This is a genomic window from Streptomyces hygroscopicus subsp. hygroscopicus (assembly GCF_001553455.1).
Lineage (GTDB): Bacteria > Actinomycetota > Actinomycetes > Streptomycetales > Streptomycetaceae > Streptomyces > Streptomyces hygroscopicus.
In genome coordinates, this window is sequence record NZ_BBOX01000065.1 from 36,729 (window position 1) to 49,020 (window position 12,292).

Below are 12,292 nucleotides of genomic sequence, written 5' to 3' on the forward strand. Positions count from 1 at the left end.
GGGGCCGTCAGGGGGCGGGGGTTCTGGACGCTTACGCGTATGCGCGGCGCCCGGGCCCGGCCCACGGGCGGCCCTCGCCACTCCCGGCGCCCCCGGTGCTCCCGGTGCTCCCGGTGCTCCCGGTCAATGGCCCCGTGGATACGGCGCCGTGAAGATACGGTCCGGAGCCCCGTCCCGGAGGCCCCGGCCCCACCCGCGAAGAACGCCCGCACCCCCCAACCGCCGTACCACCCAGCCCCACCCCCACCGCGACACGCCAGCCCGCCCGCCACCGCAGCACCCGCCACCCACCAGCCACCAGCCATCCCACTGCCCGCACCCACCACGAGGTCCCCGTGTCCGCCAGAGAACTCCACTTCGCCGCCGTAGACCTCGGTGCGTCCAGCGGCCGTGTCATGGTCGGGGAGGTCGCCCCCGGCCGGCTGACCCTCCACGAGGTGCACCGCTTCCCCAACCAGCCCACCCGGGTCATGGGCACCCTGCACTGGAACATCCTGTCCCTGTACCAGGGTGTCCTGGACGGTCTCGGGGCAGCCGCGACCCACGCCGCAGCCCGCACCACGCCCGGCACCACACCCCGCACCACGCACAGCGCCGGTCTGACCAGCATCGGCATCGACACCTGGGCGGTCGACTACGGCCTGCTGGACGCCTCCGGCGCACTCCTCGCCAACCCCGTGCACTACCGCGACACCCGCACCGCCGGCACCGCCGGGAAGGTCGCGGCGGTGCTCCCGCCCCCGGCCCTCTACGCCGCCACCGGCCTCCAGCACCTCCCCTTCACCACGATCTACCAGCTCATGGCGGCCCGGGGCACCCCCGCCCTCGCCGCCGCCCACCGCCTCCTGCTCATCCCCGACCTCATCTCGTACTGGCTGACGGGCGAGGCCGGCACCGAGCTGACGAACGCCTCCACCACCCAGCTGATCGACCCCCGCACCCGCGACTGGGCCGGTCCGGTGGCGGAGGCCCTCGGCATCGACCTCGCGCTCTTCCCTCCGCTGCGCCATCCGGGCGATCCCGCCGGAACGCTGCGCGAGGAGGTGCTGGCCGAGACGGGCCTCACCGCCCCCACCCCCGTCACGGCCGTCGGCTCGCACGACACCGCCTCCGCCGTCGTCGGCGTCCCGGCCACCACCCGTGACTTCGCGTACATCGCCACCGGCACCTGGTCCCTGGCCGGTCTGGAGCTGGACGCGCCGGTGCTCACGGAGGCGAGCCGGGCGGCCAACTTCACCAATGAACTCGGGGTGGACGGCACGGTCCGCTATCTGCGCAACATCATGGGGCTGTGGATGCTCCAGGAGTGCGTACGAGCCTGGGACGCCCAGGGCAGCCGGACCACCCGTACCGACCTCACCGCCCTGCTGCGGGAGGCGGCCGAGGCCCCTCCGCTCCGCTCGGTGGTCGACGCCGGCGACCCCGCCTTCCTCGCGCCGCACCACATGCCCGACCGCATCGCCGACGCCTGCCGCCGCACCGGCCAGCCCGTCCCGCGCACCCCCGCCGAGACCACCCGCTGTGTGCTGGACTCGCTCGCCCTGGCCCACCGCCGGGCGATCGAGGACGCCCAGCGGCTGTCCGGCCGGAAGGTCCACGTGGTGCACATCGTCGGCGGCGGCGCCCACAACGCCCTGCTGTGCCGGCTCACCGCCGACGCCTGCGGGCTTCCGGTGGTCGCGGGCCCGGCCGAGGCGGCGGCTCTCGGGAACGTCCTGGTCCAGGCCCGGACGGCGGGAGCGGTCAGCGGTGGGCTGGCCGACCTGCGGGCGCTGCTTCACAGCACCCAGCCGCTGAGGCAGTATGAGCCCACAGGTGATCGTTCAGCGTGGGACCGGGCAGCCGCCCGGCTGGCGGAAGCGCAGGCCACAGGGCAGGTCACCGAGGCTGCCAGCGGCCAGGGACACGAGGAGGAACCGTGCGTGTAGCGCTCTTCATCACCTGCGTCAACGACACCCTCTATCCGCGCACCGGCCAGGCCGTGGTGACGCTGCTCGAACGGCTCGGCGTGGAGGTCGGTTTCCCGGACGCGCAGAGCTGCTGCGGCCAGCCGCAGTTCAACACCGGCTACCGCCACGAGACCGAACCGCTGGTGCGCCGCTACGCCGCCGCGTTCCGCGGTTACGACTACGTGGTGGTCCCCTCGGGGTCGTGTGCGGCGATGGTGCGCGACAACTACCCCCGGATCGCCGCCAAGGCCGCCGCCGAGGGCCGTGGCCAGGAGCTCGCGGAGGCGGCCGCCGAAGCCGTCCCCAAGACCTATGAACTCACCGAATTCCTCACCGACGTCTTGGAAGTCGTCGACGTCGGCGCGTACTACCCGCACACCGTGACCTACCACCCCACCTGCCACGGCCTGCGGATGCTGGGGCTGGGCGACCGCCCGCGCTCGCTCCTCGCCGCCGTGCGGGGGCTGAACCTGGTGGAGCTGCCGGGCGCCGAGGAGTGCTGTGGCTTCGGCGGTACGTTCGCCGTCAAGAACCCGGCCGTGTCGGCGGCCATGGGGGCGGACAAGGCGCGCAACATCACGGCGACCGGCGCCGAGGCCGTGTGCACGGTCGACAACTCGTGCCAGATGCACATCGGCGGCACGCTCGCCCGCCAGGGCTCCACGGTGCGCCCGGTCCACATCGCCGAGATCCTGGCCAGCACGGAAGGGAACGTCTGGTGAGCGCGGCCCGCGGAGGAGGAAGCGTCCGGTGACCGAACCCCGCACGGAAGGAAACACCCGGTGAGCGGAACCCACCAAGCCACCTACCTCGGGATGCCCGCCTTCCCGCAGGCGGCCGACGCCTCGACCCGGAACACCCAGCTGCGCGCCAACCTCCGCCACGCCACCCATACCATCCGCGCCAAGCGCGCCACGGCGGTGGCCGAACTGGACGACTGGTCGCGGCTGCGCGCCGCGGGCGCGGCCATCAAGGACCGTACGCTGCGCCATCTCGACCACTATCTGGAGCGGCTGGAGAACGCGGTCACGGCGGCCGGCGGCCACGTCCACTGGGCGGCGGACGCGGAGGAGGCGAACCGGATCGTCACCGAGCTGGTCCGGGCGACCGGCGAGCGGGAGGTGGTCAAGGTCAAGTCGATGGCCACCCAGGAGATCGGCCTGAACAGCGCCCTGGCCACCGCGGGCATCACGGCGTACGAGACCGACCTCGCCGAGCTGATCGTGCAGCTCGGCGACGACCTCCCGTCACACATCCTGGTCCCGGCGATCCACCGCAACCGGGGTGAGATCCGGGACATCTTCGCGGAGCGGATGGCCCGGTGGGGCCGCCCGGCCCCGGACGGACTGACCGACGCGCCCGCCGACCTCGCCGAGGCCGCGCGGCTCCACCTCCGCGAGAAGTTCCTGAACGCCAAGGTGGGGATCTCCGGCGCCAACTTCATGGTCGCCGAGACCGGCACGCTCGTGGTCGTGGAATCCGAGGGCAACGGCCGGATGTGCCTGACCCTCCCCGAGACGCTGATCTCCGTCGTCGGTATCGAGAAGGTGGTGCCCACCTTCCAGGACCTGGAGGTCTTCCTCCAGCTCCTGCCCCGCTCCTCGACCGCCGAGCGGATGAACCCGTACACCTCCACCTGGACCGGCACCACGGACCAGGACGGGCCCCGTACCTTCCATCTGGTGCTGCTGGACAACGGCCGCACCGACACCCTGGCCGACACCGTGGGCCGGCAGGCGCTGCGCTGCATCCGCTGTTCGGCGTGTCTCAACGTGTGTCCGGTGTACGAGCGGGCGGGCGGCCATGCCTACGGCTCGGCGTATCCGGGGCCGATCGGCGCGATCCTCACCCCCCAGCTGCGCGGCACCGGGAGCGAGCTGGACGCCTCGCTGCCGTACGCGTCCTCGCTGTGCGGGGCGTGCTACGAGGTGTGTCCGGTCGCCATCGACATCCCGGAGGTCCTGGTCCACCTGCGGGAGCGCGTGGTCGAGGGCGGCCCCGCCTCCGTCCGCGGCACCCGCGCCGTCATCAAGCCCGCCAAGGGCCACGCCGCCGAGCGTGCCGCGATGCGCGCCGCCCGCTGGGCCCTGGACCACCCCCGGGTGCTGCGCACCGGCCAGCGCCTGGCCTCCCGCACCCGCCGCTTCCACCCGCGGCGGCTGCCCGGTCCGGGGCGGGCGTGGACCGATACGCGTGAGCTGCCGAGGGTGCCGGAGGAGTCGTTCCGCGACTGGTGGCGACGCACCCGGGGCGAGAGCCGCACGGAGGGAAGGAAGAAGACCACATGACCCCGCCAGACCCCGGCCCCCGGAAGCCCGGCACGCCGGACCCCGGCTCCAGGAAGCCCGGCACGCCGGACTCGCGCGCCCTGGTCATGGCGCGCGTCCGCCGTGCCCTGGCCGATGTGCCGCGCGCCGAGACGCCCGACGCGGTGCCGGTCGAGCGCACCTACCACCGCGTCCACGGGGACCGCACGGCCGCCGGAACCGTGGATCTCCTCGCGGAGCATCTGGCCGACTACCGGGCCGTCGTCCACCGGGCCGGTCCCGCGTCCCTCCCGGACCTGATCGCCCGTCTGCTCGCCGATCGCGGCGCGACCAGCGTGGCGGTGCCCCCCGGTCTCCCCGCGTCCTGGCTGTCCGCCGTCCCCGAGTCGGTACGCCGGGTTCCGGACACCGCGGAGCTGACCCCGCACGATCTGGACGCGGTCTCCAGCGTGGTGACGGGCTGTGCGGTGGCCATCGCCGAGACCGGCACCGTGGTCCTGGACGCCGCCCCCGACCAGGGCCGGCGCCGTATCACCCTGGTTCCCGACCACCACGTCTGCGTCATCCGCGTCCCCGATCAGGTGGTGGGTTCCGTCCCCGAGGCGCTTGAACGGCTGGACCCGGCCCGTCCGTTGACCTGGATCTCGGGTCCGTCCGCGACCAGCGATATCGAACTCGACCGCGTCGAGGGCGTCCACGGCCCCCGCACCCTGGAGGTGATCCTCGTCGCACCGGAGCCGGAAACCGCTGGTCAGAACTGATCGGGAGGCAGGAGGCATATGCCCTGCCCTGACCGGGCCATGCCTCCTGCCTCCCGATCAGGGCAGGGCATATGCCATGGGAACGGGGAGGGGAACACCCCTGCGGGGGATGCGGCGTTCCTCACATACCGGCGGTAACACCGCAGTTGGGCGGTTTAAGCCGATGCTGTTGTCGGTAGGGGGCTCTAGTCTTATGGCATGCGTCCGATTCCTACTCAACAACCCACCTTACTGACCAGCTCCTCCACCGACCAGGCCAACGAGGCGATACGCGTCTTCCTGCGGGCCCGGGCAGGCCGGGCACTGCGGCCTGCGGAGCGGGCCGAGTACAGCCGGTTGCTGAAGGTCTACACCCGGGCGCTGCGCGGCGAGGTGGAGCAGGCCGCCTGAGCGGCGCCGGCCGACCACAATCGAAAAGTGGGGGGACGCCATGCGAGCGGTGGGGAAGGCCGTCTTCGGAGCGGTGTCGGCGGGGCTCCTGGGGATCGCCGGGTACGGCGGGTACAACCTGTACCGGGGGGTGACCGGCGGCGACACCACGGGCCTCCACGACGGCCCGGTGACCGCGGACGAGGCCCGGCAGACGGCGCGCGAGTTCCTCGACGCCTGGGCGGACGGCAATGACATGCTGGCCTCGGGGCTCACCAACAACGCGGAGGCGGCGCTCGGCGCACTGAGCGGCTACCGCGACGACGCGCATGTGAAGAAGGTGACCGTCACCCCCGGTCCGGCGCGGAACACCACGGTGCCCTTCACCGTCAAGGCCGAGGTGGTCTTCGACGAGGCCCGTTCGACCTGGACCTACACCTCGCGGCTGACCGTGGTGCGCGGCCGGACGACGAAGAAGCCACTGGTCGACTGGCGGCCCTCGGTCCTCCATCCCCGGCTCGGGACCACCGAGTCGCTGCGGACGGACCTGGCGGACGATCCGCCGCTGCGGGTGCTGGACCGGGACGGCAAGGAGCTGCGGCAGGGCCGTTATCCCTCGCTCGACCCGGTGCTGACCGCGCTGCGGTCGAGATACGGGTCGGACGCGGGGGGCACCCCGCGGGTGGAGGTGTCGACGGTCGAGTCCGACGGCACCACCGGGGCGACGCTCCATGTGGTGACGAAGGGCAAGCCCGGCACCCTGCGCACCACCCTCGACCCGGCGGTCCAAAAGCGCGCGGAGAAGGCGGTGGCCTCGCGCGACGGCGCCTCCGTGGTGGCGCTCAGACCCAGCACCGGGGAGATCCTGGCGGTGGCCAACTCCGACCGGACCGAGTTCAACGCCGCCCTCCAGGGGCAGACCGCGCCGGGGTCGACGTTCAAGATAGTCACCGCGGCCACCCTGCTGGAGGCGGGCAAGGTCACCCCGGGCCTCCCGGTGCCGTGCCCGAAGACGGCGGCGTACGCGCAGGGCATGACGTTCCACAACGTCGAGGGCAGCGCGAACCCGGGCGCCACCTTCGCGCAGGACTTCGCGGCGTCCTGCAACACCGCGTTCGTCTCGCTGGCCGGAGCCGTGCCCGACGGCGCGGTGGCCGAGGAGGCGCGGGCCGTGTTCGGGATCGGGCTGGACTGGCGGGTGGGGGTCACCACCTTCGACGGCGCGGTGCCCAGCGGGGCGGGCGACGACAAGGCGGCCGCGATGATCGGCCAGGGCACCGTCCAGACGAATCCGCTGATCATGGCGTCGGTCGCGGCCACCGCCCGGACCGGCACCTTCAAGCAGCCCGTCCTGGTGCCGCCGTCCGTCGACCACCGGGAGATCGCCACCAGCGACCGCAGCCTGAGCCCGGCCACCGTCGCACAGCTGAAGGCCATGATGCGGCTGACCGCGACGAGCGGCACCGCCGCGCGGGCGATGTCCGGGCTGACCGGGGACATCGGCGCCAAGACGGGCTCGGCCGAGATCGACGACCAGGCCCGGACCAACGCCTGGTTCACCGGCTACCGGAACGATGTGGCGGCCGCCGCCATGGTCACCGGCGGCGGCCACGGCGGGGACGCCGCCGGGCCGCTCGTCCGCGCGGTGCTCGAGGCCGGCTGAGCCCCAGGGCGCGCCGGATCAGCTCTTCAGCCGTTCCCGCAACTCCTCGATGTCCGCCAGGAACCACGTCTGCCGTCCCCGATTGCACTCGCGGACGAAGTCCCGCAGCGCCGAACTGTCCTCCGTATGACGGGAGATGTCGCCGAGGACCACCAGCCCCATGGCGTATTGCACGAACTTCTGGATGATGTCCCCGGCCACGCGCGTGCTCAGCCGGAAGAACGCCTCGTCGAACCGCTCGACCGGAAGGACGACCCACTGGGCGCCCTGGTACCCGGCGTCGCCGATGAGATCCAGCGCGTCGCGTTCACCGCCGATGGTCCCGCCCTCGGGGGCGCACAGCAGGACGGGGACGTCGTGGATCGTCAGCAGCTCGCTCATGGCGGCCAGGCTAATGCCGCGACCGGACGCGGTCGACGGCATGACGGGTGCCCGCCCCGCAGGGGGTGCCGCCCGATGGCCTCCCCCAGCCGCCCCGAGCCGCCCCCAGGCTCCCCCAGGCTTCGTACAAGGGTTGTGCGAAGAGGTTGTCCATGGTCCGGCACCCGCTCTAGCCTGGCGCGGCACCCGACAGCACAGCACCTGCCCGCGCGGAGGGGGATTCCGGCGTGAAGCGCACGTCCCGCGACATACGCACCGCCAACCGCTACGGGGTGCTGCGGCATGTCGTCGCCGCATCCCCCGTCTCCCGGCAGGAGCTGGCCGCCGCGACGGGGCTGAGCCTGGCCACCGTCGCGAATCTCGTCGGTGAGCTGCTCGGCCTCGGGATGCTGGTCGAGGTCGGGTTCGAGGACTCCGACGGCGGCCGGCCGCGCGGTCTGGTCGCGGTCAACTCCTCGAAGGGCGCGCTGATCGGTGTGGATGTGGCGGAGACGTACATCCATGCGGAGCTGTTCGATCTGACGCTGACCGTGCGGGCCCGCGCGGACGCGGAGGTGCGCCCGGAGGAGAACGACCCGGCCGAGGTGGTGGCGCGTATCGCCGCCGCCGTGTCCTCGGTGGTCCAGCAGGCGGGAGTGGCCGCGGACCGGGTGCTGGGCGTCGGCGTCAGCGTGCCGGGACAGGTGGACCGCGAGGGCGGGGTGTCGGTCTTCGCCCCCAACTGGGACTGGCATGACGTGCCGCTGCTGCGGCTGCTGGCCGAGCACCTCCCCCACCCGCTCCACCTCGACAATCCGCTGCGCGCCTGCACCGTGGCCGAGCAGTGGTTCGGGGCGGCGCGCGGACGGGATGACGCGGTGGTGGTCAACCTCGGTACGGGCGTGGGGGCCGGGCTCGCGCTCGGCGGCACCCTGCACCGCGGGGTCAGCAACAGCGCCGGGGAGTGGGGGCACACCACCCTGGTCCTGGACGGACGGCCGTGCCACTGCGGCAACCAGGGATGTGTGGAGGGCTATGCCGGCGCCCCCGGCATCATGCGGACCCTGCGCGAGCTGAGCCCCGACAGCCCGCTGCTGCACCCGGACGGCCAGACGGCGACCATCGAGGCGCTCGGCCGGGGCCTCGCGGAGGGCGACCCGGTGGCCGTGAAGGTCGTGCACACCACCGCGCGCTACCTCGGCGCCGCCCTCGCCGATCTGGTCAACCTGCTCAACCCGGAGCTGATCGTGCTCAGCGGCTGGGTCGCGGCCACCCTCGGTGAGCCGCTGCTCGCCGAGGTGCGGGAGGCGGTGGCGGTGCGCGCGCTGCGCCGCCCGCTGGCGAACACCGAGATCGTGCTGTGCCCGATCCCGTCCAATCCGGTGAGCCTCGGCGCGGCCACGTTCGCCCTGGAGGGCTCGCTCGCGTCGGTGGGCCCGAAGAACCGCCGCACCTCGCCGAGATGGCGCGGCACTCCCGTGTGACGACGGAAGCGGACCGGACCAGGCACTCCCGGGTGACAACGGAAGCGGACCGGGCCAGGCACTCCTGGGTGACGACGGAAGCGGACCGGGCCGACGGACCCGGCGGGCGCGGCTGGAGCCCCTCGCGGGCGGTTGCGGAACCGCTCCCCACGGCCCCGGAGTCCTAGCTCAGACACCAGCCGCAAGGTAGGTCGCGGGTAGCGGGTCGAGTCCCGTCACGGCGGCTACCGCGGAGCTCCGCGCCGATCGGTGACCGGTCGGCGCGGACCCGGTCTACCGGTTCGCGGCTTCGCGAGAGGCGATCCGGTTCGTGCGACCGACCGCGCGGCCCACCGCGTTGCGCACCGCGAGGCCCGGCCGGGTGCGGGGCACCATGAGCCTGGAGAGCAGACCGACGCGTCGCTGCCGCGGGCCTACCTCACGGCGGAGCCGCGACTCGTAGGCGGCGAAGGCGCGGGCGTGATCACCGGGATGGGCGGCGAGCTCTTCTGCGAGGGCGTACGCGCCCGCCATCGCCATGCTGGACCCGTCGCCCAGCAGGGCTGTCGCCGCCGCCGCGTCCCCGAGCAGTACGACCCGTCCGCGGGACCACGAGGGCATCCGGACGGTGGTCAGGGGGTCGAAGAACGGAGCCGGGTGGTCGAGGAACGTCGCCACGAGTTCCGGTGCCCAGCCTCGATCTGGCGGCGGTCGTCGTGCCCCGCCGCGGCATCGACCTCGCCACACTCGCCAAGGAGCTGCGCGCCAGCGACGTCGGGCTGGAGTTCCTCACCGGGGAGTTGCAGGGCACGCACGACCCGAGCGGCGTCGTCTTCACCGTGCTGGCCGCGCTGTCCGGGATGGAACGCGAGTACATCCGCGACCGCACCCTCGAAGGCCACGAGTCCGCCCGCCGACGCGGCACGACCATCGGAGGCGCCGGCGTCACCAACGACTCCATTGCCGTTCGACGCCTCGAAGCCCGGCGCCGCCCTGACGGGACGTCGGCGGCGCCGTCCGGCCCACTTCGTCCAACCCCTTGCCGAAGTCTTCGTCCATGGCTAACGTCCCGCTGCGCAAGGGAACGCGAAAGGAACGTGGCGGCGACAGAACGGAGCTCTCGGCCATCACCGTCATCCGTGGCCGGAACGCCTTCCGCGGCCCCTGGCCATCGGCCAGGATCAGAGTTCGTGGTTCGTGGACCGTGGGGGTCGCGCCATCCTCGTACCTGACCGCGCGGACCGTCACCATCCGCCCGATCTTCATCGCAACCGCCGTATCGACCCTGCCGCTCGTCCTGGTCGTCGTGTTCCCGCGGCGCCGGCTGGTGCGGGGTGGCACAGACCGGTATCAAGGGCTGACCGAGGAGAGTCGATGAACTCCACGCAGCACACGCCACCGCCCTACTACGAGGACGTCTCCCCCGGCGCGGGAGCGCTGCCGCCCCGCCCCTGGACCCCCTCCACCGACGCCGCGCGGCTGAGCCTGAACGGGACGTGGTCCTTCCGGCTGTCGCCGACCGCCACCGCCGAGGACGACTCCTTCGCCCGCCCCGGCTACGACGCCCGGGGCTGGGACGAGATCCCGGTGCCCGGCCACTGGGTGCTGCACGGCCACGGGGCGCCGATCTACACCAATGTGCGCTACCCCTTCCCGGTGGATCCGCCACGCGTCCCCACCGAGAACCCGACCGGCGACCATCTGCGCGTCTTCGACCTGCCCGGCGACTGGCCGGACGGCGGGGACGCGGTGCTGCGCTTCGAGGGCGTCGAGTCCTGCGCCCGGGTGTGGCTCAACGGCGAGGAGCTGGGCACCTTCAAGGGCAGCCGGCTGCCGCACGAGTTCGCGGTCGGGGGGCTGCTCAAACCGTCGGGGAACGTGCTGGCCGTGCGGGTCCACCAGTGGTCCTCCGGTAGCTATCTGGAGGACCAGGACCAGTGGTGGCTGCCCGGCATCTTCCGTGAGGTGACGCTCGAACACCGTCCCGAGGGCGCGCTGGCGGACTACGCCGTCCACGCCTCGTACGACCACACCACCGGCACGGGCACCCTGCGGATCGACTCCGACCCCGGCGGCCGGGTCACCGTCCCCGAGCTGGGCCTGGACCTGGCCACCGGGGAGAGCGCCACCGTCCCCGTCGAGCCGTGGACGGCGGAGACGCCCCGGCTGTACGAGGCGCGGCTGACCACCGTGGGCGAGAGCGTGTCGCTGCGCGTGGGCTTCCGTACCGTGGTGGTCGAGGACGGGCTGCTCAAGGTCAACGGCCGCAGGGTGCTCTTCCGGGGCGTCAACCGGCACGAGTTCCACCCGGAGCACGGACGGGCGGTGGACCTCGCGACCATGCGCCGCGATCTGGTGCTGATGAAGCAGCACAACATCAACGCGGTGCGCACCAGCCACTATCCGCCGCATCCGGCCTTCCTCGGGCTCTGCGACGAGCTGGGGCTGTGGGTCATCGACGAATGCGATCTGGAGACCCACGGCTTCGTCGACCTGGGCTGGCGGAACAACCCGGTGGACGACGACCGCTGGACCCCCGCGCTGCTCGACCGCGCCGAGCGGATGGTCGAGCGCGACAAGAACCACCCGTCGGTGGTGATGTGGTCGCTGGGCAACGAGTGCGGCACCGGACGCGGGCTGTCCGCCATGGCCGACTGGATCCGGGAGCGCGACCCGTCCCGGGTGATCCACTACGAGGGCGATCTGTCCTGCGCCGACACGGACGTCTACTCACGGATGTACGCGCCGCACGAGGAGGTCGACCAGATCGGCCGGCGCACCGAGGCGCCGTGGGGCGATCCGGAGCTGGACACCAGGCGCCGGACGCTGCCGTTCATCCTGTGCGAGTACGCACACGCCATGGGCAACGGACCGGGCGGGCTGAGCGAGTACCAGCGGCTGTTCGAGGAGCACGAGCGCTGCCAGGGCGGGTTCGTCTGGGAGTGGATCGACCACGGCTTCGCCCGGCGCGCCCCCGACGGCCGCGTCTACCACGTGTACGGCGGGGACTTCGGCGAGGAGCTGCACGACGGGAACTTCGTGTGCGACGGGCTGGTCTTCCCCGACCGCACTCCCTCCCCGGGGCTGGCCGAGTACAAGAAGGTCATCGAGCCGGTGCGGATCGAGGGCGGCGAGGCCGGGGGCGGGGCTGGGGGCGGATCTGGCGGCGGGGCTGGGGGCGGGACCGGCGGCGGGGCTGGGAGCGGATCTGGCGGCGGGACCGGGGGCGGGGCTGGGGGCGGGACCGGCGGCACGGTCCGCGTCACCAACGGCCATGACTTCGCCGACCTTTCCCATCTCGTCTTCTCCTGGACCTATGAGGCCGAGGGCGAGGCGATCGGCTCGGGTGAGCTGACAGTGCCGCCGCTGGCCCCCGGCGAGTCCGCCGATGTGGAGCTCCCGCCGCCGCCCGCCGCAGAGGCGGGGGGGGGACGTGGGTGGACCATCGAGGCGCGGGCCG

At 72.9% G+C, this 12,292-nt stretch carries 11 protein-coding genes and 1 pseudogene; 10 read left to right on the forward strand and 2 right to left on the reverse strand.

What is annotated here, in order from left to right; translation table 11 throughout:
• The first annotated feature begins 395 nt into the window (after positions 1 to 395).
• From AXW62_RS08275 to AXW62_RS08300, 6 genes are all read left to right on the forward strand, one after another.
• Complete coding sequence (locus tag AXW62_RS08275) at positions 396 to 1,928, forward strand: rhamnulokinase (RefSeq protein WP_252368537.1); 1,533 nt, start codon at positions 396 to 398, stop codon at positions 1,926 to 1,928.
• Positions 1,919 to 2,671, forward strand: a complete 753-nt coding sequence (locus tag AXW62_RS08280) for a (Fe-S)-binding protein (RefSeq protein ID WP_060943930.1) — start codon at positions 1,919 to 1,921, stop codon at positions 2,669 to 2,671. Before AXW62_RS08275 ends, AXW62_RS08280 begins: the two co-directional genes overlap by 10 nt.
• 93 nt (positions 2,672 to 2,764) lie before the next feature.
• Complete coding sequence (locus AXW62_RS08285; RefSeq protein ID WP_060943939.1) at positions 2,765 to 4,237, forward strand: lactate utilization protein B; 1,473 nt, start codon at positions 2,765 to 2,767, stop codon at positions 4,235 to 4,237.
• An 86-nt stretch (positions 4,238 to 4,323) separates the two neighbouring features.
• The gene (locus AXW62_RS08290) at positions 4,324 to 4,977 is read left to right on the forward strand and encodes a LutC/YkgG family protein (protein ID WP_060943940.1); all 654 of its coding nucleotides are present in this window, start codon (positions 4,324 to 4,326) and stop codon (positions 4,975 to 4,977) included.
• Between the two features lie 198 nt (positions 4,978 to 5,175).
• The gene (locus tag AXW62_RS08295; protein WP_060943931.1) at positions 5,176 to 5,367 is read left to right on the forward strand and encodes a hypothetical protein; all 192 of its coding nucleotides are present in this window, start codon (positions 5,176 to 5,178) and stop codon (positions 5,365 to 5,367) included.
• A gap of 40 nt (positions 5,368 to 5,407) precedes the next feature.
• Positions 5,408 to 7,009 (forward strand): penicillin-binding transpeptidase domain-containing protein, encoded by a 1,602-nt coding sequence (locus AXW62_RS08300; protein ID WP_060943932.1) that lies wholly within the window; start codon positions 5,408 to 5,410, stop codon positions 7,007 to 7,009.
• A gap of 18 nt (positions 7,010 to 7,027) precedes the next feature.
• Here AXW62_RS08300 and AXW62_RS08305 read toward each other — a convergent pair whose 3' ends face one another.
• On the reverse strand, positions 7,028 to 7,390 hold the full coding sequence (locus AXW62_RS08305; protein WP_060943933.1) for a DUF4180 domain-containing protein: 363 nt from the start codon (positions 7,388 to 7,390) through the stop codon (positions 7,028 to 7,030).
• A 227-nt stretch (positions 7,391 to 7,617) separates the two neighbouring features.
• On the opposite strand from AXW62_RS08305, the gene AXW62_RS08310 reads away from it, so the two are divergent.
• Positions 7,618 to 8,853 carry an ROK family transcriptional regulator gene (locus AXW62_RS08310; RefSeq protein ID WP_060943934.1) on the forward strand — a complete coding sequence of 412 codons (1,236 nt, stop codon included), beginning with the start codon at positions 7,618 to 7,620 and terminating at the stop codon, positions 8,851 to 8,853.
• Positions 8,854 to 9,126: 273 nt separating this feature from the next.
• On the opposite strand, the gene AXW62_RS08315 is transcribed toward AXW62_RS08310, so the two are convergent.
• Positions 9,127 to 9,510 carry a Rossmann-fold NAD(P)-binding domain-containing protein gene (locus tag AXW62_RS08315; RefSeq protein ID WP_252368535.1) on the reverse strand — a complete coding sequence of 128 codons (384 nt, stop codon included), beginning with the start codon at positions 9,508 to 9,510 and terminating at the stop codon, positions 9,127 to 9,129.
• A gap of 38 nt (positions 9,511 to 9,548) precedes the next feature.
• Here AXW62_RS08315 and AXW62_RS47035 point away from each other — a divergent pair.
• From AXW62_RS47035 to AXW62_RS08320, 3 genes and pseudogenes are all read left to right on the forward strand, one after another.
• Positions 9,549 to 9,746: pseudogene (locus AXW62_RS47035) on the forward strand (recombinase family protein); the annotation flags it as partial.
• 143 nt (positions 9,747 to 9,889) lie between these two features.
• On the forward strand, positions 9,890 to 10,210 hold the full coding sequence (locus AXW62_RS47040; RefSeq protein ID WP_169808121.1) for a hypothetical protein: 321 nt from the start codon (positions 9,890 to 9,892) through the stop codon (positions 10,208 to 10,210).
• Positions 10,207 to 12,292 (forward strand): glycoside hydrolase family 2 TIM barrel-domain containing protein (locus AXW62_RS08320; protein ID WP_060943935.1); only part of this gene is annotated, 2,086 nt, incomplete at its 3' end. The genes AXW62_RS47040 and AXW62_RS08320, both read left to right, overlap by 4 nt.

Bases quoted from the DNA above. Each gene is read 5' to 3' on its own strand.
- AXW62_RS08275 (WP_252368537.1), top strand. From the start codon at position 396: ATGGTCGGGGAGGTCGCCCCCGGCCGGCTGACCCTCCACGAGGTGCAC.
- AXW62_RS08285 (WP_060943939.1), top strand. From the start codon at position 2,765: ATGCCCGCCTTCCCGCAGGCGGCCGACGCCTCGACCCGGAACACCCAG.
- AXW62_RS08290 (WP_060943940.1), top strand. From the start codon at position 4,324: ATGGCGCGCGTCCGCCGTGCCCTGGCCGATGTGCCGCGCGCCGAGACG.
- AXW62_RS08295 (WP_060943931.1), top strand. From the start codon at position 5,176: ATGCGTCCGATTCCTACTCAACAACCCACCTTACTGACCAGCTCCTCC.
- AXW62_RS08300 (WP_060943932.1), top strand. From the start codon at position 5,408: ATGCGAGCGGTGGGGAAGGCCGTCTTCGGAGCGGTGTCGGCGGGGCTC.
- AXW62_RS08305 (WP_060943933.1), bottom strand. From the start codon at position 7,390: ATGAGCGAGCTGCTGACGATCCACGACGTCCCCGTCCTGCTGTGCGCC.
- AXW62_RS47040 (WP_169808121.1), top strand. From the start codon at position 9,890: ATGGCTAACGTCCCGCTGCGCAAGGGAACGCGAAAGGAACGTGGCGGC.